Origin of the sequence: Proteiniphilum sp. UBA5463, assembly GCF_002427225.1 — a bacterium.
Taxonomy (GTDB): domain Bacteria; phylum Bacteroidota; class Bacteroidia; order Bacteroidales; family Dysgonomonadaceae; genus Proteiniphilum; species Proteiniphilum propionicum.
The window spans coordinates 4,288-6,360 of the sequence record NZ_DIQL01000037.1 but is presented as its reverse complement, the minus strand read 5'-3'; the positions used below and the strand labels follow the sequence as shown (position 1 = coordinate 6,360).

The following is a 2,073-nucleotide window of genomic DNA, read 5'->3' as shown; positions in this document are numbered from 1 at the left end:
CTTACAAAGGCAGGCTGGTTATTCCGGCGAATCATAGTTACGATGATCCTCAAGGAAACCTGGCAGGAGGCCCCTATGGCTATGGAGCCCATGTGATCTACTCTGACGATCATGGAAAATCGTGGCAGATAAGCGAATCCATCAAGCCTGGGTGCAACGAAAGTCAGGTGACTGAATTATCCGACGGTACCTTGCTGATGAACATGCGGTCCTACAATAATAAACAGGCAAGGGCAATCAGTTATAGCACGGATGGTGGGCAAAGCTGGTCGGATATTGAACACGACTTTCAGCTGGTGGAGTCGTTATGCCAGGCGGCCGTATTGAATTTTGGTGAGGTGGACGGACAAGGGGTGCATCTGTTTCTCAATCCTGCCGTGCCTCACGGAAGAGATCATCTGACGCTTAAAGTTAGCTTGGACGACTGCCGGAGTTGGAGCAACAGTAAGCTGGTGTATGAGGGGCCGGCTGCATACTCCTGCATTACCAGGTTACCGAATGGAAGAGTGGGCCTTTTTTTTGAAGCCGGAGAAAAAAGACCGTACGAAAAAATGATCTTTGTCTCCTTTGACTGGAATGAGATTTTTCTTACGGGAACCATCGTACCATGAAGCCACTTTCTTCAGATGAAATATACGGCAATTGGGCAACGCTGCTCTTGGCAACTGACAAAAACGGAGAGATTGACTTTTCCCGAATGAATGATGAGATTGACGTTTTAATCGATTCACAACCCAACGGAATTTATTCAAACGGGACTGCCGGTGAATTCTATTCACAGACCGATGACGAGTTTCTTCGGATTAGTGAACTACTGGCTGTGAAGTGTGAAAAGGGAGGTATCCCTTTTCAAATAGGAATCAGTCACATGAGTCCGCAGATATCGCTGCACCGGTTGAAAATGATTACACATTTAAAGCCGGGAGCGGTACAAGTTATTCTTCCCGATTGGTTTCCCCCCACTTTGGAAGAGTGCGCGATATTTCTGAAAAAAATTGCAGCGGAAGCCGGCGAGATCAATCTTGTCCTGTATAACCCGCCACACGCGAAGAAACAATTACAGCCCGAAGAGTGGCAGGTTTTAAAAAAGGGAATACCGGCTTTGGTGGGTGTGAAGGTGTTTGACAGAAATTCCGACTTGGAATGGTACAAAAGGGTAAAAGACAACAGGGATGGCATTTCCGTGTTTATACCGGGTCATAATCTAGCGACCGGCATCAGCCTGGGTGCACAGGGAGCCTATTCCAACGTCTCTTGTCTGAACCCACGGGCTGCCCAGAAATGGTATCAACTAGTGCGAACCGACATGAGTCAGGCGCTGGAGTTGGAACAAAGGATCAAACATTTTATGAAAACCCTGATAGAGCCGTTTATTACGCAACATCACTTTTCCAATCATGCCTGCGATCGTTTTATGGCTTTGGTAGGCGAATGGGCCGACGTAGGTGCCAGCTTGAGGTGGCCCTATAAGTCTATTCCGGAAGATTTGGCCGGTGATGTTCGGAAAAAAGCTGTGAATATCATCCCCGAATTTTTTGAATAACAACACACATATCTTTTTATCATGCAAAGAAAATTACTGTTTTTACTTTCTCTGGTCATGCTGACCATCTCATGCGGATATAACAATCGAGTAAGCGCCGAAATAGATTCGCCCACTCTTCCCGTTCTGACTGGAAAAAAGTACAACCCGGTACAGAAAATCAGGTTGATCCGCGATAGTACCGGCTTAAACCGGGAAGAATATATTCTTGAGAAAGTGACGCTCTCACTGGAAGGAACGACCGATATAAGTGACATCGACAAGGTAATGCTGTTCAGGGCAGGAGAGAACGATAAATTAGAAACAGATCATCCTGTCGGCGAGGTGCAGCCTACTGCAACGAAGATTACTTTTTCCAATCACTTCACCGTAACAGAAGATACTACTATCCTCTGGGTTTCAGTTACCCTGAAAAAAAGTATCGATCTGTCACACAAAATAAAAATACGGTGCGAAGAAATAGTCACCGACCGGGGAAAACTGAAAATTTTACCGCATGATGCAAAGGAACTGAGAGCCGGTGTGGCCCT

General features: G+C 46.3%; 3 protein-coding genes. All 3 read left to right on the top strand.

Going from position 1 to position 2,073, the window contains the following annotated elements:
- A partial coding sequence (locus B3B27_RS06020) for a sialidase family protein (protein WP_286845341.1) occupies positions 1-611 on the top strand: 611 nt, incomplete at its 5' end.
- Positions 608-1,543, top strand: coding sequence for a dihydrodipicolinate synthase family protein (locus B3B27_RS06015; RefSeq protein ID WP_286847103.1), 936 nt, complete (start codon positions 608-610; stop codon positions 1,541-1,543). The genes B3B27_RS06020 and B3B27_RS06015, both read left to right, overlap by 4 nt.
- A gap of 21 nt (positions 1,544-1,564) precedes the next feature.
- Positions 1,565-2,073: BNR-repeat neuraminidase N-terminal domain-containing protein (locus B3B27_RS06010; protein WP_286847102.1), on the top strand; the 509-nt coding region annotated here is incomplete at its 3' end.

Bases quoted from the DNA above. Each gene is read 5' to 3' on its own strand.
- B3B27_RS06015 (WP_286847103.1), top strand. From the start codon at position 608: ATGAAGCCACTTTCTTCAGATGAAATATACGGCAATTGGGCAACGCTG.